Below are 24,443 nucleotides of genomic sequence, written 5' to 3'. Positions count from 1 at the left end.
CGCAGGCCGGGAAATCCTTTCAGGAGTATGACCATGACCGCCATTCCCCAACCGACGGCCATTGATGGATACCGCTGGCTGAAGAACGACATCATCCGCGGTGTGTATCAGCCTGATGAAAAACTGCGTATGAGCCTGCTGACCTCGCGTTATGATCTTGGCGTGGGACCGTTACGAGAAGCGCTGTCGCAACTGGTTGCCGAGCGGCTGGTCACAGTGGTCAATCAGAAAGGGTATCGTGTCGCCCCGATGTCAGAGCAGGAGTTGCTCGATATTTTCGATGCCCGCGCCAATATGGAAGCCATGCTGGTCGCGCTGGCCATTGAACGCGGCGACGACGCCTGGGAGGCTGAAATTCTGGCGCGCGCGCATATGCTTAGTAAGCTTGAAGCTATTGACGCCAGTGAACAGATGCTCGACGAGTGGGATCTGCGCCATCAGGCGTTTCACTCGGCGATTGTCGCCGGTTGCGGTTCACAATATCTGCTGCAAATGCGCGAACGACTGTTCGATTTGGCGGCGCGCTACCGGTTTATCTGGCTGCGAAAAACGGTGCTGTCGGTGGAGATGCTGGAAGACAAACACGATCAGCACCAAACACTGACCGAAGCTATTCTGGCACGCGATGCCGCGCGCGCCAGCGAATTAATGCGCCAGCACCTGCTGACGCCGATTCCGATTATTCAACAGGCGATGTCCGGTAAATTGCTGACGGAATAAGCCTGAATAATATTACTGCTCCGGAATACGTAAAACCTGCCCGGGATAAATTTTATCCGGGCTTTTCAGCATTGGTTTATTCGCTTCAAATATTTGATTATACAGATTGGCGTTACCGTAAACCTGTTTGGCAATCGCGCTCAGGGTATCCCCTGATTTCACGGTATAAAACTGGCTTTCGCTAGCGGGCGCAGAGGTTTTAACCTGATCATCGACGCTGGCGATACCAGAGATATTACCAATCGCAATCAGGATTTTTTCTTTCGCTTCCTGACTTAATCCATCACCAGAAACGGTGGCTTTGCCTTCGTTAATTTGGACGTCCACTTTATCCGCATCCGGAATACCGGTTTTATTCAGATGTTCCTGCACTTTTTTTGCCAGATCGGCTGTGTCATGATTTCCAGTGACCGCATCCCACAGTTTTTCACCCGCATCTTTTACAAAATTGAAGAGTCCCATATCCACCTCGGTAATTAACAATCAACCCCAAAAGTGTAGCAGAGGAGAACGAGGCGCAAAGAAAACGGCGCCAAAGCGCCGCTGTAGAAGGGGAATTAGTTACGCGTCTGTATCCAGAAGGCGTGGATCAGACCAGGGATGTACCCCAGCAGCGTCAGAACGATATTGAGGATGAACGCCCAACCAAATCCTTTACCCAGCAACACGCCGAGCGGAGGCAAAATAATAGTAAAAACGATTCTCCAGAAACCCATACACACTCCCTACAAGCAAAAAATTAATCATTGTTTAAAAAGAGATTTTATCTCTAAGATTAATCAGTGTAGCTAACTCCTCCCGTCTAGCCCTGTTGTTTTACCCTCTTTTACGCTTTTTACGCTGGCGTACGTTGATCTTTTATTTTAGAATATACTTAATTTAGATTATGCTTAAATACATATGACTGAACTTGAACAACTCCAGGCCAGCGCTGAACAAGCTGCCGCCCTGCTAAAAGCGATGAGTAACCCGAAACGGTTGCTGATTTTGTGCATGCTCTGCGGTTCACCCGGTACCAGCGCAGGCGAGTTAGCCCGTGTTACCGGCCTTAGCCCTTCCGCCACTTCCCAGCATCTGGCGCGTATGCGTGAAGAAGGTCTGATAGACAGCCAGCGCGATGCCCAGCGCATCCTCTACTCCATTAAAAATGCGGCCGTGAATTCGCTGATCGCTACATTAAAAACACTGTATTGCCCATAAGGAGCCATCATGACTATTGGGACGATTTCCCCGTGCGAGGCGCAGACACTGGTCGCACAGGGTGCAAAACTGATTGATATCCGCGACGCTGACGAGTATCTGCACGAGCATATTCCTGAGGCTCATCTGGCACCGTTGCCCGCGCTTGAGCAGGGATCGCTGCCTGCGAATTTACGCGCCGAGCAGGTGATTTTTCACTGCCAGTCAGGCAAACGTACACGAAATGCGGCAACAAAACTGAGCGCCATTGCTGCGCCCGCGCAGGTCTGGCTGCTGGAAGGTGGAATTGACGGCTGGAAAGCCGCGGGGTTGCCGGTGGCGAAAGACAGTTCACAACCGTTACCGCTGATGCGTCAGGTGCAGATAGCCGCAGGTAGCCTTGCCTTGCTTGGCGTCATTCTCGGTTACGCCGTTAACAGCGGCTTCTTCTTACTCAGCGGTTTTGTCGGTGCGGGGCTGGTACTTGCGGGTGTAACTGGCTTCTGCGGTATGGCGCGACTGCTCGACAAAATGCCCTGGAACCGACGTACTCATTAAGCGGTAATAGAATAAACAACGCTGTACCCGCCGATTGACGTGATCTATGGTGAGTTCTGCGATAAATGATAAATAAAGGAGCGCAACAATATGTTTAAACCTGGCGATCTGGTGCAACCGCGTATGGGCGGACCAAAACTGAAAGTTGTCGAAGTAAAAGACGAACAAATTGTGGCTGTACAAGCCAGCAATGAAAGTGGCGAAAAATACACCCTAAAAGTTGCTGATGTCACGCGATATTCTGAAGAGGGTGATTTCGGCGTCTGCTGAAAATAAGCGGTGAGGTTCCCCTCACCGCATTGATATTAGATCAAAAAATCATCGAGAGATTTACCGGCAGCCAGCGCCTGTGCAATCGGCTTTGGCGTGCGGCCTTGTCCTGTCCATGTTTTTGTTTCACCATTAGTATCCGTAAAACGATATTTCGCCGGACGCGGCTGACGTTTCTTAACCGAACGCGATGTTGCCGCCGACATGCTCAACAGTTCTTCAGGATCAATCCCATCAGCTCTCATCATCGCCAGCAGTGTATTAATTTTTTCCTGCTGTTCTGCACGTTGGCGCTGCAGCAGTTCTTCTTCGTCACGTCGTTCTTTGGTGACTACCCGAAGTTTTTCCAGCATATCGTCCAGAACCTCGACGGATAATTCACGCGCCATGACACGTAGCGATCGAATATTATTTAAGTTTTTTAACATTGAACTCATATTAATAAAACCTCTTTAACGCAAAAACAGAAATCGGTATTACGAAGCAAATTGTATGCGAGTGTTTTTTCTTTTTCCAGTCTCTTTTTTGTCGCAAGATATTAAAACGACAATCGCTATTATTATTTATCTTGTCATACGGTGATCTTTAGTCAGCGATATTTTATATTCGGCCAGCAACCAGAATAAATAGATTTGGGATATCTCGCTGCCGCACCAGATAAACCAATACAGGCATCGCGCAGGCGTTGCGGTAGATATGCGCAATATTCGTCAACATTCAAAAAGGAGCGCAAAAAGTTCAGAAAAACAAGTCAAAACAACCTATTGATTTTTAATGGTTTTAATTTTCATGACAACGAAAACACCAAAACGAACAAAAAACAAACCACTGCAGAGCATTTTATCGACAAAAAGGCAATAAATAAAAATTTTAAGCTAGTTGATAGTTATTATCCAGGCAGATATCCTACTCAAACGCGAAAGCAGCAAGACAAATCACTAGCAAGAAGGTATTGAAAACCTTTTTCCCCCTTTTTACAAGGAGCATTAACATGTTCTCTCCGCAGTCACGCTTGCGTCATGCAGTAGCAGACACGTTCGCGATGGTTGTTTATTGTTCTGTCGTGAACATGTTGATCGAGATATTCCTTTCAGGAATGAGTTTCGAACAGTCACTGTACTCCAGACTGGTCGCTATCCCCGTCAACATCCTGATCGCCTGGCCATACGGTATGTACCGCGATTTGTTTATGCGCGCGGCACGCAAAGCCACGCAGGCAGGATGGGGGAAAAACCTGGCGGATGTGCTGGCCTATGTCACGTTCCAGTCGCCGGTATATGTGATTATTCTGCTGACGGTTGGCGCAGACTGGCACCAGATTACAGCTGCGGTAAGCTCCAACATCGTGGTCTCAATGCTGATGGGTGCAGTGTATGGCTACTTCCTTGATTATTGCCGCCGCCTGTTTAAGGTCAGCAGCTACCACCAGGCTAAAGCGTAAAAAACATCTCATCGCGACTGGCACTGCCAGTCGCGTTATCAGTTTGAACTCACGTCGCCAAACAACCCACTCAGATAACGTTCCAGCGCGATACGCGAGCTAAAGCCGTGTGGAATACCATAATGTTCGTGAGTATCGCCGGCTAAATACAGTGGGAATTGCTGATAGTGATCGCAGGTTTTAATATCCGTCGCGGGTTCTGCCAGCGAAGAGCTGCGCTCTTTTAGCGTGGGATGGATAATTAATGCGGTACGTCCCATACGAGCTTCACGGTTAACGTATACATAATTCTCACCACGTCGATAACCGTATGTTTTCTGTGTGACTACATCAACGGTAAAGCCCACTTTTTCAAGTACGCGCGCCACCTCATCAGGTCGTAAATACATATTATTTTCCTCGTTATCTTTTACTGCGGGCTTACCTTACCTGATTCAGCATTAGCAACGCTTTCAGAAAAGTCCATAAACGAGTGAACACGATGGGACGAATATCTTAAGAACCGTATATACCCTAAATAATTCGAGTTGCAGGAAGGCGGCAAGAGAGCGAATCCCCAGGAGCTTACTAAAGTAAGTGACTGGGGTGAACGAACGCAGCCAACGCACATGCAACTTGAAGTATGACGGGTATAGATTTATGTCAGCGCCATCCGCAGTTGGTACGCCGCCTGCTGCGCCATTTCAACCGAACTGATGTTGGTAAACGACAGCAAGATCCCCCCTTTTCCTGCTGAAGTCATTCGCCAACGACTTAAGGCCTGAACCGCCAGCCCGGCCTGATTCGCTTTGCACACTAGCGCAACATCATCGCCGTCTACGGTCATTACCAGTTGGATCCCCCCTTCCTGAGGAATGACATTAAATCCTTGTTCGGTCAGGGCGTTTTCCATCCATTGACGCCGCTCGGCATAATGCTGGCGCATGCGTTTTAAGTGCCGCCAGAAATGACCGTCTTGCATAAAATCTGCCAGCGTTTGCTGCCATAAAACCGGAACGCTACAGGCCGTTAGCGACGCCTGCTGGCGAAAACGTTCAACCTGGGTCAGGGGTACCACCAGCCATGCCGTGCGCAACGCCGGAAACATCGATTTGCTGAACGTGCCGGCATAAATCACCCGCTGGGGCGCATCCAGACTTTTAAGCGGCGGCAACGGTTTACCGTGGTAGCGAAATTCACTGTCGTAATCATCTTCAATAATCCACGCCTGTTCGCGAGTCGCCCACTCCAGCAACCGATGACGGCGATCTAATGACAGAGCCACGCCTAGCGGACTTTGGTGTGCGGGGGTGAGCATGACAAAACGCGCCTGTGGAAAGTCGCGGATCCCGGCGCAGACATCCAGACCATCAGCATCAACCGCCACCGGCATCAGCTCAATGCGTTCCTGAGCCACCACGGGCCGAATCAACGGAAAGCCGGGATCTTCGACCCACATTCCCTCACCGGGTTGAGACAGGGCGCGCAGAATTAACGTCACTGATGCCGCGTAGCCTGACGTAATAAAAATCTGCTCCGGCTGGCACTCAATGCTGCGTGAAACGCGCAGGTAATCCACAATCGCCTGACGTAACGCGCGTTCGCCGCAAACATCGCCCACCGCAAGGTCAAAACGCGTTTGGGTGCGTAAACGCCGTCCCATCACCCGCGCCCAGACGTCACGCGGGAAGAGATCGAGTGCGGGTAATCCCATTTGAAAAGGGTGCGGTCTGGGGTTTTCTCCGGCGAAGATCGCGGGAGACGCAGGCGCCCTTTCGGGTCGCAGCTGCTCACTGACAAATGTTCCGGCCTGCCCACGCCGCGCGAGCCAGCCCTGCGCCACCAGCTCGGCGTAGGCATTTTCCACCGTCGAGCGTGACACACCCAATTCCTGGGCCCAGGTCCGACTTGATGGCAATCGGGTTCCGGGTTTGAGTTCACCTTTCTCAATTGCGTTTTTTAACTGACGGGCGATGTGCTGATAACGCGGCATTTATGGTCTGCTTTTTTGGCAACAATATGGCTCTCTATAGCAGTCCATTATAGTGCTACATTGCGGGTCATCCAAACGAGGAGAAATACTATGACCATGTTACGCCAGCCCTATTATGAACTCAGCCCTGAAGTCTATAACGCTCTGGTTCAGGCAAGCAAAGCGCTGGAGAACTGCGCGCTGGAACCCACGCTGACGGAACTGATTTACCTGCGGGTCTCGCAAATCAACGGCTGCGCCTTTTGTCTGGAAATGCACAGTAAAGCGCTGCGCAAATCCGGTGTTGCGCAGGCCAAACTGGATGCGCTGGCAGGCTGGCGGGTGAGTCACCACTTCAGCGAGCAGGAACGTGCGGCGCTGGCGTGGGCCGAATCCGTCACCGATATCGCCAGCACCCATGCCGAAGATGATGTTTATCTGCCGCTGCTCGACCATTTTAGCTCGAAAGAAATTAGCGACCTGACGTTTGCCATTAGCCTGATGAACTGCTTTAACCGTCTGGCGGTGGGAATGCGTATGTAATTTTGCGCTGCCGGATGATGGCATTAATGCCTTCTCCGACCTGGGATGTGCTCTCCTGTTGCCCGTAGGCCCGATAAGCTTAGCGCCTTCGGGCAATTTAGAACCACCAGTTAACCTTCCCCCGCCCGCTCATCACCCAGTTCATCATTAATCTAAAATTCCCATATCTTGTATGGTTGAATCTTTTTAAAACTACATCTAGTATTCCTCCTATCAGGACACACACAACCCGACGCCCTCTATCGCGCCGATCTTTTATTTTTAAATGGAAATACGAATCATGCGTATTATTATTTACACTCGCAATAACTGTGTTCAGTGCCATGCCACCAAACGGGCAATGGAAAGCCGTGGTTTTGACTTTGAGATGGTGAATGTCGATTTGCAGCCTGATTTGGCTGATAACCTGCGCGATCAAGGGTTTCGCCAGTTACCGGTCGTAGTCGCGGGTGAAACCAGTTGGTCAGGGTTTCGCCCGGACATGATCAACCGTCTGCATCCGGAACCACGCGTGGCCAGCGCATGACGACGCTCGTCTACTTCTCCAGCAGCTCCGAAAATACGCACCGATTTATGCAGCGTCTGGGGTTACCTGCCATCCGCATTCCGCTTAATGAACGCGAGCGGATCCAGGTGGACGAACCTTACATTTTAATCGTGCCGTCTTACGGCGGCGGCGGTACGGCAGGCGCAGTCCCGCGTCAGGTGATCCGCTTTTTAAACGATCCTCATAACCGGGCATTAATCCGTGGCGTGATCGCCTCCGGCAACCGCAATTTCGGTGATGCATACGGTCGCGCGGGTGATGTCATTTCACAAAAATGCGGCGTGCCGTGGCTTTATCGTTTTGAGCTAATGGGCACCCAAAGCGATATCGACAACGTTCGAAAAGGAGTGAGCGAATTTTGGCAACGACAACCGCAGAACGCGTAATCCAGCCCGCACTGGATTATCACGCCCTGAACGCCATGCTAAATCTGTACGATAAAGCCGGGCGTATTCAGTTCGATAAAGATCATCAGGCGGTGGAGGCTTTTTTTGCTACCCACGTCCGCCCTCATTCAGTGGTCTTTGCCAGTCAGCAGGAACGCCTGGAAACGCTGATTCGTGAAGGCTATTACGACGAAAGCATTTTAGCCCGCTACAATCGCGCATTCGTGCTGAAACTATTTGCCCACGCCCACGCCAGTGGATTCCGTTTTCAGACGTTCCTTGGCGCATGGAAGTTCTACACCAGCTATACGCTGAAAACGTTCGACGGTAAGCGCTATCTCGAAGATTTTGAGGATCGGGTGACGATGGTGGCGCTCACGCTGGCGCAGGGCGATGAAGTGCTTGCCATGCAGCTCACTGATGAAATGCTCTCTGGTCGTTTTCAACCCGCCACGCCAACCTTTTTAAACTGCGGTAAGCAACAGCGTGGCGAACTGGTTTCCTGCTTCCTGCTACGCATTGAAGACAACATGGAGTCAATTGGTCGGGCGGTTAACTCAGCGCTGCAGCTCTCTAAACGCGGCGGCGGCGTGGCATTTTTACTCTCGAATCTGCGCGAGGCAGGTGCGCCCATTAAACGCATTGAGAACCAGTCCTCCGGGGTGATCCCGGTAATGAAAATGCTGGAAGATGCGTTTTCTTATGCGAATCAGCTCGGGGCACGTCAGGGCGCGGGCGCGGTGTACCTGCACGCGCACCATCCGGATATTTTACGTTTTCTCGATACCAAGCGCGAAAACGCCGACGAGAAAATCCGCATCAAAACGCTCTCGCTTGGCGTGGTGATCCCGGATGTTACCTTTCGACTGGCGAAAGAAAATGCCCGGATGGCGCTGTTCTCGCCGTATGACGTGGAACGGATTTACGGCAAACCGTTCGGTGATATCGCCGTGAGTGAGCGGTATGACGAACTGGTGGCCGACGAACGCGTGCGCAAAAAATACATTAACGCCCGCGAGTTCTTCCAGCGGCTGGCCGAGATCCAGTTTGAGTCTGGTTATCCTTACATCATGTTTGAAGATACGGTGAATCGCGCCAATCCGATTGCCGGTCGGATCAATATGAGCAACCTGTGCTCAGAGATTTTGCAGGTTAACAGCGCCTCCACCTACGATGAAAATCTCAATTACGAGCAGACCGGGCACGATATCTCCTGCAATCTCGGCTCCTTGAACATTGCCCATACCATGGATTCACCCGATTTTGGCCGCACCGTGGAGACGGCAGTTCGTGGCTTAACCGCCGTTTCGGACATGAGCCATATCCGCAGCGTACCCTCAATTGAAGCCGGGAACAGCGCGTCGCACGCGATTGGCCTTGGGCAGATGAACCTGCACGGATATCTGGCGCGGGAAGGGATTGCCTACGGTTCGCCAGAAGGGCTGGATTTCACCAATCTCTATTTCTACACCATCACATGGCATGCGCTGAATACGTCAATGAAGATCGCCCGCGAACGCGGTAAAACCTTTGCCGGATTCCAGCAGTCCCGCTACGCCAGCGGCGAGTATTTTAGCCAGTATCTGCAGGGCGACTGGCAGCCAAAAACCGACAAGGTACGCTCACTGTTCGCCACCAGCGGCATTACGCTGCCGACGCGCGAGATGTGGGCGCAACTGCGTGAAGATGTGATGCGCTACGGTATTTATAACCAGAATTTACAGGCGGTTCCGCCCACCGGTTCTATTTCCTACATCAACCATGCCACGTCAAGCATTCACCCGATTGTATCGAAAGTGGAGATTCGCAAAGAGGGCAAAACCGGGCGCGTTTACTACCCTGCCCCGTTTATGACCAATGAGAATCTGGCCTTGTATCAGGATGCCTACGAGATTGGCCCACAAAAGATCATTGATACCTACGCCGAAGCGACGCGGCATGTTGATCAGGGACTCTCACTGACGCTCTTTTTCCCCGATACCGCTACCACTCGAGATATCAACAAGGCACAGATCTACGCCTGGCGTAAGGGTATCAAATCGTTGTACTACATCCGGTTACGCCAGTTGGCGCTGGAAGGAACCGAAATTGAGGGTTGCGTGTCATGCGCACTGTAAGGAGAACCAAATGAAACTATCTCGCGTCAGCGCCATCAACTGGAACAAGATTGAAGATGATAAAGACCTTGAGGTATGGAATCGCCTGACCAGTAACTTCTGGCTACCGGAAAAAGTCCCGCTTTCCAATGATATCCCGGCCTGGCAAACGTTGAGCGCTGCCGAGCAGCAGCTCACTATCCGCGTATTTACCGGTCTGACGCTGCTCGACACGATTCAGAATATCGCCGGAGCCCCCGCGCTGATGGCGGATTCAATCACGCCACATGAAGAGGCGGTACTGTCGAATATCAGCTTTATGGAAGCCGTGCACGCGCGTTCCTACAGTTCTATTTTTTCCACGCTTTGTCAGACCAAAGATGTGGATGCGGCTTACCTCTGGAGTGAAGAAAATACTCCACTCCAGCACAAGGCACAGATAATTCTGACGCATTACGCCGGCGCGGAGCCGTTGAAAAAGAAAATAGCCAGCGTGTTTCTGGAATCCTTCCTCTTCTATTCCGGCTTCTGGTTACCGATGTATTTCTCCAGCCGCGGTAAACTGACCAATACCGCCGATCTCATTCGTCTGATCATTCGTGATGAAGCGGTTCATGGGTATTACATTGGTTATAAATATCAAAAAGGTCTGGAGCACGTTTCACCCTCGACGCGTGAAGCGCTACAGAATTATGCCCTCGATCTGTTGATGGAATTATATGACAACGAAGTTCGTTATACGGAGGAATTGTATGCGGAAACCCCGTGGGTGGAAGACGTCAAAGCCTTCCTTTGCTACAACGCCAATAAGGCGTTAATGAATTTAGGTTATGAGGCATTATTCCCGCCAGAAATGGCGGATGTGAACCCGGCAATCCTCGCTGCACTCTCACCCAATGCTGACGAAAACCACGATTTCTTCTCCGGTTCAGGGTCATCTTATGTGATGGGTAAAGCCGTCGAAACAGAAGATGACGACTGGAATTTTTAACGTTTCCTTCCGCGGGAAATACCTTACATTTTCCGCGTTAATATTTTAACGAGATCACATTTTTATCACACAAATAGGATTGAGTGATCTACACTCAATATCAGCCGCAATATTCGCCTGTATTTCAACAATTCAGGCGCATTTTCAGTGTCATTTACAAAAAATATCCCTCACGGCTCATCCGCGTTCAGCCCTTATATCATGGGAAATTCCGCCATCTGACGTTTGGCAATATTCATGCCACAACCAAATTCAGGGTTGTCTCAGATTCTCAGTATGTTAGGGTAGAAAAAGGTCACTATTTCCATCAGGTAATATATCGATATAAACAAATAACAGGAATCATTCTATTGCATGGCAATTAAATTAGAAGTTAAAAATCTCTATAAGATATTTGGAGAGCATCCGCAGAGAGCCTTCAAATATATTGAAAAAGGACTTTCAAAAGAGCAGATTCTGGATAAAACGGGGCTATCGCTTGGCGTTAAGAACGCCAGTCTGGCCATTGAAGAAGGCGAGATATTTGTCATCATGGGATTATCCGGTTCGGGTAAATCCACAATGGTACGCCTTCTCAATCGCCTGATTGAACCCACCCGCGGGCAGGTATTGATTGACGGCGTAGACATCGCCCGGATATCCGATGCTGAGCTTCGCGAGGTGCGCAGAAAAAAGATTGCGATGGTGTTCCAGTCCTTTGCCCTGATGCCGCACATGACGGTGCTGGACAATACGGCATTCGGCATGGAATTAGCCGGTGTTGGTGCGGATGAACGTCGTGAAAAAGCGTTAGATGCGCTACGTCAGGTTGGTCTGGAGAATTATGCTCACGGATACCCGGATGAACTTTCCGGGGGGATGCGCCAGCGTGTGGGCCTCGCCCGTGCATTAGCCATTAATCCTGACATCTTATTAATGGATGAGGCCTTCTCAGCCCTCGATCCATTAATTCGTACCGAGATGCAGGATGAACTGGTAAAACTACAGGCGAAGCATCAGCGCACCGTGGTCTTTATTTCGCACGACCTCGACGAAGCCATGCGTATTGGCGACAGAATTGCCATTATGCAAAACGGTGAAGTGGTGCAGGTCGGCACGCCGGATGAAATCCTGAATAATCCGGCCAATGATTATGTACGCACCTTCTTCCGCGGCGTTGATATTAGCCAGGTCTTCAGTGCGAAAGATATATCCCGTCGTAGCCCTGAAGGGCTAATTCGTAAAACACCAGGCGTCGGCCCCCGTTCAGCCCTGCAATTACTGCAGGACAAAGATCGCGAATATGGTTACGTGATTGAACGCGGCAATAAATTCGTTGGCGTTGTTTCAATCGACTCCTTAAAAACAGCGTTAAGTCAGGCGCAAGGTATTGAAGCGGCATTGATCGATGAGCCGTTAGCCGTAGATGCACAAACTCCTCTCAGCGAGTTGCTTTCTCATGTCGGCCAGGCCCCGTGCGCGGTGCCGGTTGTTGATGAGGAACAGCAGTATGTGGGCGTCATTTCAAAACGCATGCTGTTACAGGCTTTAGATCGTGAGGGGGTAAACAATGGCTGATCAAACTAATCCGTGGGATACCACATCTGCGGCCGATAGCGCCGCGCAATCTGCTGATGCCTGGGGGACGCCCGCAGGCACGCCTGCCGACGGTGGTAGCGCAGACTGGCTGACCAGCGCCCCCGCGCCGGCACCAGAACATTTCAACATTATGGATCCATTCCATAAAACGCTGATCCCGCTGGATAGCTGGGTCACCGAAGGGATTGATTGGGTGGTCACCCATTTCCGTCCGGTCTTCCAGGGCATTCGTGTCCCAGTGGATTACATTCTCAACGGCTTTCAACAACTGCTGTTGGGTATGCCTGCGCCGGTCGCCATCATCATTTTTGCGCTTATCGCGTGGCAAATTTCTGGCGTCGGAATGGGCGTCGCCACGCTGATTTCACTGATTGCTATCGGTGCTATCGGTGCCTGGTCGCAAGCCATGATCACCCTGGCGCTGGTACTGACCGCGCTGCTGTTCTGCGTGGTGATTGGCCTGCCAATGGGGATCTGGCTGGCGCGCAGCCCGCGTGCGGCGAAGATTGTTCGGCCACTGCTGGATGCGATGCAAACCACACCTGCATTCGTCTATCTGGTGCCGATTGTCATGTTGTTCGGTATTGGTAACGTCCCGGGCGTAGTGGTGACGATTATCTTCGCCCTGCCGCCAATCGTACGTCTGACTATTCTGGGGATTAACCAGGTGCCAGCCGATCTGATTGAAGCCTCGCGCTCGTTTGGTGCCAGCCCGCGTCAGATGCTGTTTAAAGTGCAGCTCCCGCTGGCGATGCCCACCATTATGGCCGGGGTGAACCAGACGCTGATGCTGGCACTCTCCATGGTCGTCATCGCGTCGATGATCGCCGTCGGTGGGCTGGGTCAGATGGTTCTGCGCGGTATCGGTCGTCTGGATATGGGGCTTGCCACCGTCGGCGGAGTTGGGATTGTGATCCTCGCCATCATTCTTGACCGCCTGACGCAGGCCGTCGGCCGCGACTCACGTAGCCGTGGCAACCGCCGCTGGTACACCACCGGTCCTGTTGGGCTTATCACTCGCCCTTTCACGAAGTAATTCACCCGTTGCCCGGTAGCGCATTGCTTACCGGGCCGACAATTCATTAACTTGCGCAAAATCGTTCAAGTTGCATCGCGGCGGCAAACGAATGTATCCCCAGGAGCGTACAAGTAGTACGTGACTGGGGTGCATGAATGCAGCCAACAAAGAAGCGGCTTGAAGGATGAAGTGCAATAAGGAACAACGATGCGACAGAAAATCATTATTGCCACAGCGTTTGCCACCCTTGTCTCCACCAGCACTTTCGCTGCCGACCTGCCGGGCAAAGGCATCACTGTACAGCCAATCCAGAGCACCATCTCTGAAGAGTCCTTCCAGACGCAGTTAGTCGCCCGTGCGCTGGAGAAACTGGGTTACACCGTTAACAAAACCAGCGAAGTTGACTACAACGTCGGCTATACCTCTATTGCCTCTGGCGATGCGACGTTTACCGCCGTGAACTGGCAGCCGCTGCATGATGATATGTACGCCGCAGCGGGCGGAGACAAAAAGTTTTATCGCGAGGGGGTATTTGTTACGGGTGCCGCACAGGGTTATCTGATCGATAAGAAAACCGCTGAGCAGTACAAAATCACCAATATTGCCCAGCTAAAAGATCCGAAGATCGCCAAAATCTTTGATACTAACGGCGATGGTAAAGCTGACATGATGGGCTGCTCACCGGGCTGGGGCTGCGAAGCGGTTATTAACCACCAGAACAAAGCCTTCGATCTGGAAAAAACAGTCGAGGTCAGCCACGGTAACTATGCGGCGATGATGGCCGATACCATTACCCGCTTTAAAGAAGGCAAACCGATCCTGTACTACACCTGGACACCATACTGGGTGAGCGACGTGATGAAACCGGGCAAAGATGTCGTCTGGCTGCAAGTGCCGTTCTCTTCCCTGCCTGGCGAACAGAAAGACATTGATACCAAACTGCCCAACGGCGCCAACTACGGCTTCCCGGTGAACACGATGCATATCGTCGCCAATAAAGCCTGGGCGGAGAAAAACCCGGCTGCAGCGAAACTGTTTGCCATCATGAAGCTGCCGCTGGCGGATATCAACGCACAGAACGCAATGATGCATGATGGGAAAGCCTCAGAAGCTGACGTTCAGGGCCACGTTGACGGCTGGATCAAAGCCCACCAGCAGCAGTTCGACGGCTGGGTGAAAGAAGCGCTGGCTGCGCAGAAATAACCCCCCGTAGGCCTGATAGGCATAGCGCTATCAGGCCCGGTAACCACACTAATGCCGGATGGTGGCGCGATGCGCCTTATCCGGCCTACACGCCCCTCCCTCACCGCACAATCCATCACCCAACAAATCAGCAACATTTAATCACTTCCGTTATGATTGTTTTCTGCACCCTATTATTCAGTTGAAAACAATGACCAAACCCACTCACGGGCTTAGCCCGGCACTGATTGTTTTAATGTCTGTGGCGACCGGCCTCGCCGTTGCCAGTAACTATTACGCCCAACCGCTGCTCGACACCATCGCGAGAAACTTTTCGCTGTCGGCCAGTACTGCGGGCTTTATCGTCACTGCAGCCCAGCTTGGCTACGCTGCAGGGCTCCTGTTTCTGGTACCGCTTGGCGATATGTTTGAACGCCGGATGCTGATTGTCTCGATGACGTTGCTCGCCGCAGGCGGCATGCTGATTACTGCCAGCAGTCAGTCGCTGGGGATGCTGATCCTCGGTACTGCGCTAACCGGGTTGTTCTCAGTTGTGGCACAGATCCTGGTTCCGCTGGCGGCGACGCTCGCCACGCCAGACAAGCGCGGTAAGGTTGTCGGCACGATTATGAGCGGCCTGTTGCTGGGGATTTTGCTGGCGCGAACGGTTGCAGGATTGCTGGCGAATCTCGGCGGCTGGCGCACCGTGTTTTGGGTGGCCTCAGTATTGATGGCGTTGATGGCGATTGCCCTGTGGCGTGGTTTGCCAAAGATGAAATCAGAGACCCATCTTAACTACCCGCAGCTATTGGGCTCCGTGTTTAGCCTGTTTATCCACGATAAATTACTCCGCACCCGCGCGATGCTGGGCTGCCTGACCTTTGCCAACTTCAGTATCCTCTGGACATCGATGGCATTTTTACTCGCCGCACCGCCGTTTAACTATTCAGAGGGGATGATTGGTCTGTTCGGTCTGGCCGGGGCCGCCGGTGCGTTAGGCGCTCGTCCGGCGGGCGGTTTTGCCGATAAGGGTAAATCACACCTCACGACTACCGCAGGCCTGCTGCTACTGTTGCTCTCCTGGCTGGCTATCTGGTTCGGACATACTTCAGTGCCGATGCTGATTATCGGTATCCTGGTACTGGATCTGACCGTTCAGGGGGTACATATCACCAACCAGACCGTTATCTATCGCATTCACCCGGACGCACGTAATCGCCTGACTGCCGGGTACATGACCAGCTATTTCATTGGTGGTGCTGCAGGTTCGCTGATTTCAGCTTCAGCCTGGCAGCATGCCGGCTGGGCTGGCGTTTGTCTGGCAGGTGTGACTGTTGCCGTACTCAACCTGCTGGTCTGGTGGCGAGGTTTTCACCGCCAGGAAGCCGTAAATTAGGCGTATAACGTCTGTTTATCTTTGATTGGGCTCCTCAGGGTGTTAAGGAGCCCATCAGTCTGCTAAGGTTATAACGCATTGAGCCAGGTTATTTTAATTTCGGTAATGAAGCCTATAATCCTATGGAAAGCCCTGTTCCCCAGTCTGAATCCCGTTCTGCAACGTTAACTGAAGGATTCAAAGACAGCCTACCGATAGTTATCAGTTATATTCCGGTCGCATTTGCATTTGGTATGAATGCGACTCGCCTGGGCTTTACTCCCGTTGAAAGCATTTTTTTCTCCTGCATCATTTACGCCGGCGCCAGCCAGTTTGTCATCACAACCATGCTCGCCGCAGGCAGCTCATTGTGGGTCGCGGCTCTGACCGTCATGGCGATGGATGTTCGCCACGTTTTGTACGGCCCTTCTCTGCGTAGCCGTATCGCCCGACAGCTGAGCAAACCTAAAAGCGCGCTATGGGCCTTTGGCCTCACCGACGAAGTCTTTGCCGCGGCAACGGCGAAGCTGGTGCGGGATAACCGGCGCTGGAGTGAAAACTGGATGATTGGCATCGCGCTATGCTCCTGGGCTTCCTGGGTGCTTGGCACGGTGATCGGCGCATTTTCCGGCACTGGCTTACTGAAGGGGTTCCCGGCGGTAGAAGCGGCGCTGGGGTTTATGCTCCCGGCACTGTTTATGAGTTTTCTGCTGGCCTCTTTCCAGCGTAAGCAAACGCTATGCGTCACGGCGGCATTAGCCGGTGCGCTGGCTGGCGTGACGCTGTTCTCTATCCCGGCGGCCATCCTGGCGGGCATAGCCTGTGGATGCCTGACCGCGCTCATTCAGTCGTTCTGGCAGGGAGGTCCTGATGAGTTATGAGGTTCTGCTGCTCGGCCTGCTGGTCGGCTGCGTCAATTACTGTTTTCGCTATTTACCACTGCGTCTGCGAATGGGGAATGTGCGCCCGACAAAACGCGGAGCCACTGGAATATTACTCGACACCATCGGTATTGCATCAATTTGCGCCCTGCTGGTGGTGTCTACTGCGCCAGAAGTGATGCACGACGCCCGTCGTTTTGTGCCTACGCTGGTGGGGTTTGTGGTACTGGGTGCAAGCTTCTATAAGACCCGCAGCATCATCATTCCGACCTTACTGAGTGCCCTGGGCTATGGATTAGCCTGGAAAATGTTGTTTGTCTTATAGATTAAAATAATCATTTTAAATAAATAATACATTTACTTTATTTGTCACTGTCGTTACTATATCGGCTGAAATTAATGAGGTTATACCCAAATGGATAGTTCGTTTACGCCCATTGAACAAATGCTAAAATTTCGCGCCAGCCGCTACGAAGAGTTCCCTTATCAGGAAGTGCTTCTGACTCGTCTTTGCATGCATATGCAGGGCAAGCTGCTGGAAAACCGCAATAAGATGCTGAAAGCTCAAGGGATTAACGAGACGTTGTTTATGGCGTTGATTACGCTGGAGTCTCAGGAAAACCACAGTATTCAGCCTTCTGAACTGAGTTGCGCACTTGGTTCGTCACGGACTAACGCCACCCGTATCGCGGATGAGTTAGAAAAGCGTGGCTGGATCGAGCGCCGCGAAAGCGATAACGATCGCCGCTGTCTGCATCTGCAATTGACCGAAAAAGGCCATGCTTTTTTGCAGGAGGTATTACCGCCTCAGCATAACTGCCTTCATCAGCTTTGGTCATCTCTCAGCACCACCGAAAAAGATCAACTTGAGCATATCACCCGTAAACTTCTGACCCGTCTTGATCAGATGGAGCAGGATGGCGCGGTGTTAGAAGCGCTGCGCTAACGCGCTGACTCGCTCAGAAATCCAGATTTATAAATGAAAAACCGACAGGCCAGCACGCATACTGCTGGCCTGTCTGATAAACAGGTCGGCTCAGCCGATGTGAAAAAAATAAGATCGTGGAGAACAACATGAGCGCAAATGCGGAGACTCAAACCCCGCAGCAACCGGTCAAGAAGAATGGCAAACGTAAAAGTATGCTACTCCTGCTGACCTTGCTCTTTATTATCATTGCCGTGGCATATGGGATTTATTGGTTTTTAGTACTGCGTCATATCGAAGAGACAGACGATGCGTACGTGGCAGGGAACCAGGTTCAAATTATGGCGCAGGTATCAGGCAGCGTGACGAAAGTCTGGGCTGATAACACTGACTTTGTAAAACAGGGCGATGTGCTGGTCACTCTCGACCAGACAGATGCCAAACAGGCATTTGAAAAAGCCAAAACTGCGCTGGCCTCCAGCGTGCGCCAGACGCACCAGTTGATGATCAACAGCAAGCAACTGCAGGCCAGCATTGAAGTGCAGAGAACTGCACTGGCCCAGGCACAAAGCGACTTTAATCGCCGTGTCCCGCTGGGTAATGCCAACCTGATTGGCCGCGAAGAACTGCAACATGCCCGCGATGCCGTCGCCAGCGCTCAGGCTCAGCTTGATGTCGCAATCCAACAATATAATGCGAACCAGGCAATGATTCTGGGTAGCAAGCTGGAAGATCAACCTGCTGTACAACAGGCTGCCACCGAAGTGCGTAATGCCTGGCTGGCACTGGAACGTACCAAAATTGTTAGCCCGATGACCGGCTATGTTTCCCGTCGTGCCGTGCAGCCTGGCGCGCAAATTAGCCCGACTACGCCACTGATGGCGGTTGTTCCGGCCACTAACCTGTGGGTGGATGCCAATTTCAAAGAAACACAGCTGGCGCACATGCGTATTGGCCAACCGGCGACCGTTATCAGTGATATTTACGGCGATGACGTGAAATACACCGGGAAAGTCGTCGGCCTGGATATGGGTACGGGCAGCGCGTTCTCCCTGCTGCCGGCGCAAAACGCGACCGGTAACTGGATCAAAGTCGTCCAGCGTTTGCCGGTACGTATCGAACTGGATGCACAGCAGCTGGCACAACATCCACTGCGTATTGGTTTGTCAACACTGGTTACGGTAGATACCGCTAATCGTGACGGGCAGATCCTGGCAAGCCAGGTCCGCACCACGCCAGTATCAGAAAGTAATGCACGTGAAATCAACCTTGATCCGGTCAATAAGATGATCGAAGAGATCGTGCAGGCCAACGCGGGCTAATTTAAAGGTGCGTGTGATGCAACAGCAAAAACCGCTTGAAGGCGCGCAGCTCGTCATTATGACGATTGCGCTGTCCCTGGCGACATTCATGCAGGTGCTGGACTCCACCATTGCTAACGTGGCGATCCCCACTATCGCCGGGAACCTCGGCTCTTCGCTGAGCCAGGGAACCTGGGTGATCACCTCATTCGGGGTGGCGAACGCTATCTCAATTCCGATCACCGGCTGGCTGGCCAAACGCGTTGGCGAAGTCAGACTATTCATGTGGTCAACTATCGCCTTCGTCATTGCGTCGTGGGCATGCGGGATGTCCACCAGCCTGAACATGCTGATTTTCTTCCGCGTCATTCAGGGTATCGTCGCTGGTCCATTGATTCCGCTGTCACAAAGCCTGTTATTGAATAACTATCCTCCCGCCAAACGCTCCATTGCCCTCGCGCTATGGTCGATGACGGTGATTGTTGCCCCAATATGTGGCCCAATTCTTGGGGGCTATATCAGCGACAACTATCACTGGGGCTGGATATTTTTCATCAACGTGCCAATCGGTGCTGTGGTGGTATTGATGACCCTGCAAACTCTGCGAGGTCGGGAAACCAAAACCGAGCAGCGGCGTATCGACGCCATTGGTCTGGCTTTGCTGGTCATTGGTATCGGCAGTTTGCAGATTATGCTCGACCGCGGTAAAGAATTGGACTGGTTCGCCTCGCAGGAAATTATTATCCTGACAGTTGTCGCCGTGGTGGCAATCAGCTTCCTCATCGTCTGGGAGCTTACCGACGAGCACCCCATTGTCGATCTCTCGCTGTTTAAGTCGCGCAACTTTACCATCGGCTGTCTGTGTATCAGTCTGGCCTATATGCTCTACTTCGGCGCAATCGTCCTGTTACCGCAGTTATTGCAGGAGGTGTACGGATATACGGCAACCTGGGCAGGTCTGGCGTCTGCGCCGGTTGGGGTGATTCCGGTGATCCTGTCGCCGATTATCGGCCGTTTCGCACACAAGCTGGATATGCGTCGGCTGGTCACGTTCAGCTTCATCATGTATGCCGTCTGTTTCTACTGGCGTGCGTGGACATTCGAACCCGGTATGGATTTTGGCGCATCGGCCTGGCCGCAGTTTATTCAGGGGTTCGCGGTAGCCTGCTTCTTTATGCCACTGACCACCATCACGCTATCGGGGTTACCGCCTGAACGAATGGCGGCAGCATCGAGCCTGTCTAACTTTACGCGAACGCTGGCGGGTTCTATTGGCACATCGATCACCACAACGATGTGGACTAGCCGTGAGTCGCTGCACCATGCGCAACTGACGGAGTCAGTAAACCCTTATAATCCTAATGCGCAGGCCATGTATAACCAGCTGCAGGGATTAGGGATGACCAAAGAACAGGCATCCGGCTGGCTGGCGCAGCAAATCACCAACCAGGGGCTGATTATTTCTGCTAACGAAATCTTCTGGATGTCTGCAGGGATTTTCCTCGTGCTACTCGGCCTGGTATGGTTTGCCAAACCGCCATTCGGTGCAGGCAGCGGCGGCGGCGGCGCGCACTAATAGCGATTTTTCGGTACTGAGAATCAAAACCCAATATAGATATTGAATCTATATTGGGTTCAATTCATTGACTCATTCAATATAAATTAATGCTAAACCAGAGCAGTTTTTGATATTTTTCGTTGTCTCTTAGTAAGAGAATCGCCTTAGTGATAAACCAATCAATAAGGCGATGTCAATGGACAACATTAATGCTTTAGCACAAAAACATATAGATATACTGGTAAGCGCTGCAATGAGCCCAGACGATAAAAAATTGCACAAAGAAGCAACTAAACTACATGGCGTAGTCGAGTGTCTGAAGTACATTTTTACTTTTGGAATTAAGGACTCAGGGGAGAAGCGTCTTAAGTCAGTCATCAATAGTCTCGCGAGCTCTTTGGCTTCAGAGGGTATGTCCCCGCGAAAAACACTGAACAGTATTATTGATAACCCCGACATTTCTATTAGATTCACTATTGATAAGTCAGAAAAATCGCTACAAGGTGAATATGAATTATGTATAAGTAAGGACACGGATGGAGCATACTCACTGAATATTAGTGAAGAAAACGTATCTGAACCATTAGAGTTACAATTAAGTGAAGCGCAGTTCATATCAGGGGCCAGATATCTTAGTACCATATATTTTCTGGATAAAAACAATCTATCAGAAGCCCAACAAAAATATATTGATACTGGATGTCTCGATCTATCAGGGGAAGATTTAAGCGAACTTGATATGAGCGATTTAGATTTGAGTAATGCTGACCTTTCCGAGGCAAATCTAAGTAGAACAAGTATAGCAACTGAACAACTACTTGATACTAGTTTAATACGTGACAATTTTAGCGAAGATAGTCAGCCTGAAGCAGCAGCAAGGTTGAATGAGATAATGTTGTTGGGAAAAAATATCTTCAGTAAAAATAATAAATTATTCGAATCCATTAAGAATATGGCTAAACCAGAGTGTCAACAATTGTTTAGTAAAACATTGATTGAAGAAAAAGATTCAGACATGATGGTTTCATATTCAATCGCAGGAAACATTATTGCTAATGAATCAATATTGCATTATACCATGCAGAAATTTTCAGAAGCAGGAATGGGTAACTTAAAGCAAGTTATCGACAAATTTTCAAAACTCTTTTTTGAACAACCTGCTGTATATAAAGATATCATTCCTGCCGAATCAAGCCTTAGGAAAATAACAACTCTAGATAAATGGAATGAAGCCGTACAATCCGGTTACTTTGATGCAGATAAAATGGCACTACTTTCGAGAGGACTCAGTACGACCACAGAGTACAAGGATTTCATCAAGGATCTAAAAGATGATCTGGAATCCTTTAACATCACTAGCCAAGAGAGTTATTGTAAAATACTGGACAAAGGTGAGATTATGATGGGGAAATATGACTATTGTACCAATGTCAGTGTAATAACCCCAGAAATCTTAGAAGACGTAGAAATCTTTGGACAATATACTTCTTTTTATAGAGAGTTTGGTAAATTAATTGATGTTATTTTTAATAAAATATAAAGATAAAACTCAATAGCGCTTGCAACTACATTCTGACGATATCATTTAAAGGTGCGATGGTCACGCGCATTGATAAAAAAAAGCCAGTTCATCTGAACTGGCTTTTTTATACCGGCTGGAGCCTATTATTTGTAGACCAGATGAGAAGCGTGAGCTTCACCATCCAGCATGACAACTAAATATGCAGTTCCTGCAGCTTGTCTTTTGGCAGCGCCAGCTCCTCATTGCTGTTAACGCGGACATCACGTTCCAGAATATGACGTGCAATGTCCTGCGCTTCGCTGAGGGAGTGCATCTGATACGTACCGCACTGGTAGACGTTCAGTTCCGGGATCTGACTCTGATCCTGCACTTTCAACACATCTGCCATTGCCGCTTTCCAGGCATCAGCTACGCGTTGTTCGTCCGGCGTTCCAATCAGGCTCATGTAGAAGCCGGTACGGCAACCCATTGGCGAAATATCGATAATCTCGACACCGTTGCCATTCAGGTGGTTACGCATAAAACCAGCAAACAGGTGTTCCAGCGTATGAATACCTTTCTCAGGCATCACTTCTTTGTTCGGAATGCAAAAACGCAGATCAAACACGGTGATTGCGTCGCCATGCGGGGTATTCATCGTTTTTGCAACCCGGACCGCGGGAGCTTCCATCCGGGTGTGATCGACAGTAAAACTATCTAACAACGGCATTTAGCCACCTCCGATAAATTTTTTTAAAATATTCTGAACTCTTTGTTCCGGGGCGAGTCTGAGTATATGAAAGACGCGCATTTGTTATCATCATCCCTGTTTTCAGAGATGAAATTTTGGCCACTCCCGAGTGGCCTTTTTCTTTTGTATCAGGCGTGCTTTTCCAGCCACACACCAAACGGCTCAGTATCTGCCGCTTCAATCTCCTGCTGACGGCGCTTAGAAGCCACACTTTCAGCAATAAATTCGTCTTCCTGCAGCAGTTCCAACGGCTCTTCGCGCAACAGGTTACGGTACGCTTCACCCAACGCTTTACCCGTGCCACCGATACCAGTATCAATCATAGACCGCAGGATCCGCGCTGAGAATGTCAGCTCAGGATTATCAAAGCAGGCAACCAGTTCGTCACATACTTTTTGATATTCCTCTCCTCCGTGAATGCCGTCCAGCGTTTGTGCCACACGTTTCAGATCACGGAACAGATCTTTACCCACTTTAGGCAACGGGAACTGAGCCGTTTCACAACCAATACCTAACGTCAGGCCTGGCTTGCGCCCTTCCAGAATAACGCGATTCCAGTTTTTACGCGTACACAGCAGCTCGTCGCTACTCATTTCCGGGGCATCAGCCAGAACGCACCAAACCATGAACAAATCGAGGAAGCGCACCTGTTGTTCATCTACGCCGATTGGCGAGAAGGGGTTGATGTCGAGCGAACGCACTTCGATATACTCAATGCCGCCGCGTAGAAGCGCATCAGACGGCGTTTCACCGCTGCGAGTCACGCGTTTCGGACGAATTGGCGCATACAGTTCATTTTCGATCTGCAAAACGTTGCTGTTGATTTGCAGGCGCTTACCGTCTTTCTCCAGACCGATCGCCGCGTACTCCTCTGAAGGCGTTTTAATCGCGCGCTTCAATCCTGCCACATACTCATGCAAATCGTTAAACGTAATTCCGAGATTGCTTTGCGACTTATTGGTATAACCCAGGTCACTCAGACGCAGCGACGTGGCATAAGGCAGGTAATACATACCACAATCGGTTTTTTCAAACGGCAGCGTTGTCGGTTTTCCTTGCAGGAAGGAGGAACAAATGGCCGGAGAGGCGCCAAACAGATACGGGATCACCCAACCAAAACGGTAGTAGTTGCGAATCAGACGGAAATACCCTGCTGACACTTTTTCTTTAGCGTCTTCATCGCCATCTGTTACGCCACATTTCGCCTGCCAGAAAGCCATCGGCAGCGAGAAGTTGTAGTGTACGCCGGAGATAGTCTGCATCAACGCGCCGTAACGGTTTTTGAGGCCTTCACGGTAAAGGGTTTTCAGACGACCGATATTCGACGTACCGTACTGCGCCAGCTCGATATCCTGACCTTCGGCAATATAGCAAGGCATGCTCAACGGCCACATACGCTCATCGCCAAGATTCCTGGCAGTATAGCGATGCAGATCGCGCATGAACGTGAGCATTTTGTGAATGTCATCGCCCGGTGGAGTAATAAACTCCAGCAGTGTTTCGGCAAAGTCAGTGGTTATCCATTTATGCGTTAGCGCTGAGCCTAACACTTCAGGATGGCCTGTCGTTGCCAATGAACCATCAGCATTAACACGCAGCGTTTCGCGCTCGAGCCCGCGTTGAATCCCCTCTAACGCATGAGGATGTTTTTCCAGCCAGGCCAGCGCCTGTGATACGTCCGGGATCAAATT

At 50.8% G+C, this 24,443-nt stretch carries 28 protein-coding genes; 21 read left to right on the top strand and 7 right to left on the bottom strand.

Annotated features, from left to right (window positions below; genetic code table 11):
* Positions 1-33 precede the first annotated feature (33 nt).
* On the top strand, positions 34-720 hold the full coding sequence (csiR, locus tag OGY19_RS19700) for a DNA-binding transcriptional regulator CsiR (RefSeq protein ID WP_115601602.1): 687 nt from the start codon (positions 34-36) through the stop codon (positions 718-720).
* Between the two features lie 12 nt (positions 721-732).
* On the opposite strand, the gene lysM is transcribed toward csiR, so the two are convergent.
* Positions 733-1,182: a peptidoglycan-binding protein LysM gene (gene lysM, locus OGY19_RS19695; protein ID WP_003037241.1), complete on the bottom strand. Its 450-nt coding sequence runs from the start codon at positions 1,180-1,182 to the stop codon at positions 733-735.
* 95 nt (positions 1,183-1,277) lie between these two features.
* A complete protein-coding gene (locus tag OGY19_RS19690; RefSeq protein WP_003037242.1) occupies positions 1,278-1,436 on the bottom strand; it encodes a YqaE/Pmp3 family membrane protein in 159 nt (52 codons plus the stop codon).
* A gap of 184 nt (positions 1,437-1,620) precedes the next feature.
* Here OGY19_RS19690 and OGY19_RS19685 point away from each other — a divergent pair, with 184 nt between their 5' ends.
* From OGY19_RS19685 to OGY19_RS19675, 3 genes are all read left to right on the top strand, one after another.
* The gene (locus OGY19_RS19685; protein WP_016154139.1) at positions 1,621-1,920 is read left to right on the top strand and encodes an ArsR/SmtB family transcription factor; all 300 of its coding nucleotides are present in this window, start codon (positions 1,621-1,623) and stop codon (positions 1,918-1,920) included.
* A 9-nt stretch (positions 1,921-1,929) separates the two neighbouring features.
* Positions 1,930-2,457 carry a rhodanese family protein gene (locus tag OGY19_RS19680; RefSeq protein ID WP_115601601.1) on the top strand — a complete coding sequence of 176 codons (528 nt, stop codon included), beginning with the start codon at positions 1,930-1,932 and terminating at the stop codon, positions 2,455-2,457.
* Positions 2,458-2,547: 90 nt separating this feature from the next.
* The gene (locus OGY19_RS19675) at positions 2,548-2,727 is read left to right on the top strand and encodes a GDFGVC terminal motif YodC-like protein (protein WP_115601600.1); all 180 of its coding nucleotides are present in this window, start codon (positions 2,548-2,550) and stop codon (positions 2,725-2,727) included.
* 35 nt (positions 2,728-2,762) lie between these two features.
* Here OGY19_RS19675 and stpA read toward each other — a convergent pair whose 3' ends face one another.
* Entirely contained in the window at positions 2,763-3,164 is a 402-nt protein-coding gene (gene stpA, locus OGY19_RS19670) for a DNA-binding protein StpA (RefSeq protein ID WP_048212996.1), read from the bottom strand.
* 195 nt (positions 3,165-3,359) lie between these two features.
* Between stpA and OGY19_RS19665 the strand changes: the two genes are divergently transcribed.
* Positions 3,360-3,683 (top strand): hypothetical protein, encoded by a 324-nt coding sequence (locus OGY19_RS19665; protein ID WP_260846231.1) that lies wholly within the window; start codon positions 3,360-3,362, stop codon positions 3,681-3,683.
* Positions 3,684-3,718: 35 nt separating this feature from the next.
* Positions 3,719-4,168 (top strand): L-alanine exporter AlaE, encoded by a 450-nt coding sequence (gene alaE, locus OGY19_RS19660; RefSeq protein ID WP_016154144.1) that lies wholly within the window; start codon positions 3,719-3,721, stop codon positions 4,166-4,168.
* 38 nt (positions 4,169-4,206) lie between these two features.
* On the opposite strand, the gene OGY19_RS19655 is transcribed toward alaE, so the two are convergent.
* A complete protein-coding gene (locus tag OGY19_RS19655; protein WP_048212997.1) occupies positions 4,207-4,557 on the bottom strand; it encodes a DUF2002 family protein in 351 nt (116 codons plus the stop codon).
* 248 nt (positions 4,558-4,805) lie between these two features.
* A complete protein-coding gene (gene pdxR, locus OGY19_RS19650; protein WP_115601599.1) occupies positions 4,806-6,140 on the bottom strand; it encodes a MocR-like pyridoxine biosynthesis transcription factor PdxR in 1,335 nt (444 codons plus the stop codon).
* A gap of 90 nt (positions 6,141-6,230) precedes the next feature.
* On the opposite strand from pdxR, the gene OGY19_RS19645 reads away from it, so the two are divergent.
* The 15 genes from OGY19_RS19645 (at position 6,231) to OGY19_RS19575 (ending at position 22,040) form a co-directional block, all read left to right on the top strand.
* Complete coding sequence (locus OGY19_RS19645) at positions 6,231-6,662, top strand: carboxymuconolactone decarboxylase family protein (RefSeq protein WP_115601598.1); 432 nt, start codon at positions 6,231-6,233, stop codon at positions 6,660-6,662.
* Positions 6,663-6,942: 280 nt separating this feature from the next.
* Positions 6,943-7,188 carry a glutaredoxin-like protein NrdH gene (gene nrdH / locus OGY19_RS19640; RefSeq protein WP_115601597.1) on the top strand — a complete coding sequence of 82 codons (246 nt, stop codon included), beginning with the start codon at positions 6,943-6,945 and terminating at the stop codon, positions 7,186-7,188.
* Positions 7,185-7,595 (top strand): class Ib ribonucleoside-diphosphate reductase assembly flavoprotein NrdI, encoded by a 411-nt coding sequence (gene nrdI, locus OGY19_RS19635; RefSeq protein WP_048213001.1) that lies wholly within the window; start codon positions 7,185-7,187, stop codon positions 7,593-7,595. The genes nrdH and nrdI overlap by 4 nt, the downstream gene beginning before the upstream one ends.
* Positions 7,568-9,712, top strand: coding sequence for a class 1b ribonucleoside-diphosphate reductase subunit alpha (gene nrdE, locus OGY19_RS19630; protein WP_115601596.1), 2,145 nt, complete (start codon positions 7,568-7,570; stop codon positions 9,710-9,712). Before nrdI ends, nrdE begins: the two co-directional genes overlap by 28 nt.
* 10 nt (positions 9,713-9,722) lie before the next feature.
* A complete protein-coding gene (nrdF, locus tag OGY19_RS19625) occupies positions 9,723-10,682 on the top strand; it encodes a class 1b ribonucleoside-diphosphate reductase subunit beta (RefSeq protein WP_115601595.1) in 960 nt (319 codons plus the stop codon).
* A gap of 354 nt (positions 10,683-11,036) precedes the next feature.
* Positions 11,037-12,239, top strand: a complete 1,203-nt coding sequence (gene proV / locus OGY19_RS19620; protein ID WP_003037282.1) for a glycine betaine/L-proline ABC transporter ATP-binding protein ProV — start codon at positions 11,037-11,039, stop codon at positions 12,237-12,239.
* A complete protein-coding gene (gene proW / locus OGY19_RS19615) occupies positions 12,232-13,296 on the top strand; it encodes a glycine betaine/L-proline ABC transporter permease ProW (RefSeq protein ID WP_115601594.1) in 1,065 nt (354 codons plus the stop codon). The genes proV and proW overlap by 8 nt, the downstream gene beginning before the upstream one ends.
* A 189-nt stretch (positions 13,297-13,485) precedes the next feature.
* A complete protein-coding gene (gene proX, locus OGY19_RS19610; RefSeq protein ID WP_115601593.1) occupies positions 13,486-14,481 on the top strand; it encodes a glycine betaine/L-proline ABC transporter substrate-binding protein ProX in 996 nt (331 codons plus the stop codon).
* A 190-nt stretch (positions 14,482-14,671) separates the two neighbouring features.
* On the top strand, positions 14,672-15,856 hold the full coding sequence (locus OGY19_RS19605) for an MFS transporter (RefSeq protein ID WP_115601592.1): 1,185 nt from the start codon (positions 14,672-14,674) through the stop codon (positions 15,854-15,856).
* Between the two features lie 122 nt (positions 15,857-15,978).
* On the top strand, positions 15,979-16,716 hold the full coding sequence (locus tag OGY19_RS19600) for an AzlC family ABC transporter permease (RefSeq protein WP_061068442.1): 738 nt from the start codon (positions 15,979-15,981) through the stop codon (positions 16,714-16,716).
* Positions 16,706-17,041 (top strand): L-valine transporter subunit YgaH, encoded by a 336-nt coding sequence (ygaH, locus tag OGY19_RS19595; RefSeq protein WP_005122930.1) that lies wholly within the window; start codon positions 16,706-16,708, stop codon positions 17,039-17,041. The genes OGY19_RS19600 and ygaH overlap by 11 nt, the downstream gene beginning before the upstream one ends.
* Positions 17,042-17,131: 90 nt before the next feature.
* Positions 17,132-17,662 carry a transcriptional repressor MprA gene (gene mprA, locus OGY19_RS19590; RefSeq protein WP_005122929.1) on the top strand — a complete coding sequence of 177 codons (531 nt, stop codon included), beginning with the start codon at positions 17,132-17,134 and terminating at the stop codon, positions 17,660-17,662.
* 128 nt (positions 17,663-17,790) lie between these two features.
* On the top strand, positions 17,791-18,963 hold the full coding sequence (emrA, locus tag OGY19_RS19585; RefSeq protein WP_048213008.1) for a multidrug efflux MFS transporter periplasmic adaptor subunit EmrA: 1,173 nt from the start codon (positions 17,791-17,793) through the stop codon (positions 18,961-18,963).
* Positions 18,964-18,979: 16 nt separating this feature from the next.
* A complete protein-coding gene (emrB, locus tag OGY19_RS19580) occupies positions 18,980-20,518 on the top strand; it encodes a multidrug efflux MFS transporter permease subunit EmrB (RefSeq protein ID WP_061068443.1) in 1,539 nt (512 codons plus the stop codon).
* A 178-nt stretch (positions 20,519-20,696) separates the two neighbouring features.
* Positions 20,697-22,040: a pentapeptide repeat-containing protein gene (locus tag OGY19_RS19575; RefSeq protein ID WP_233610564.1), complete on the top strand. Its 1,344-nt coding sequence runs from the start codon at positions 20,697-20,699 to the stop codon at positions 22,038-22,040.
* Between the two features lie 175 nt (positions 22,041-22,215).
* Here OGY19_RS19575 and luxS read toward each other — a convergent pair whose 3' ends face one another.
* Complete coding sequence (luxS, locus tag OGY19_RS19570; RefSeq protein ID WP_061068445.1) at positions 22,216-22,731, bottom strand: S-ribosylhomocysteine lyase; 516 nt, start codon at positions 22,729-22,731, stop codon at positions 22,216-22,218.
* A gap of 149 nt (positions 22,732-22,880) precedes the next feature.
* A complete protein-coding gene (gene gshA, locus OGY19_RS19565; protein ID WP_115601591.1) occupies positions 22,881-24,440 on the bottom strand; it encodes a glutamate--cysteine ligase in 1,560 nt (519 codons plus the stop codon).
* Between the last annotated feature and the right edge of the window lie 3 nt (positions 24,441-24,443).

The organism is Citrobacter sp. Cy070 (assembly GCF_030332245.1).
GTDB classification, from domain to species: Bacteria; Pseudomonadota; Gammaproteobacteria; order Enterobacterales; family Enterobacteriaceae; genus Citrobacter; species Citrobacter youngae.
The sequence above is the reverse complement of the archived record's forward strand: the minus strand, read 5'-3'. Positions and strand labels throughout refer to the sequence as shown.